The organism is Desulfovibrio desulfuricans (assembly GCF_024460775.1).
Classification (GTDB): domain Bacteria; phylum Desulfobacterota; class Desulfovibrionia; order Desulfovibrionales; family Desulfovibrionaceae; genus Desulfovibrio; species Desulfovibrio desulfuricans_E.
Map to the genome: position 1 here is coordinate 1 of NZ_JANFYZ010000083.1, position 254 is coordinate 254.

At 38.2% G+C, this 254-nt stretch carries 1 protein-coding gene; it reads right to left on the bottom strand.

The window, feature by feature from the left end:
- On the bottom strand, window positions 1-254 hold a 254-nt coding region (locus NE637_RS15490; protein WP_256267822.1), incomplete at both ends, for a hypothetical protein.

Sequence of the window (254 nt, forward strand, 5' to 3'; positions counted from 1 at the left end):
TAATCTTTAGATTTTTAATCCCGGTCTTTTCACGCTCGTCATTTTCAAGCTTTGCCAACCAGTCTTTTCCATCGGACTTTGCGCGGCGCAGCTTATCAACTTCTTCGTTATAACCGTCATTAATAATATTTCCTTCTTTCATCGCAATGGGAGGATCTTCCCGGATTGCTTTTTTTACAAGTATACAGAGATCTTCAAGAGGATCAAGATCAACAGCAAGATCTTTTAAAAGTTCTGCTTTCATTTCTTGCAAT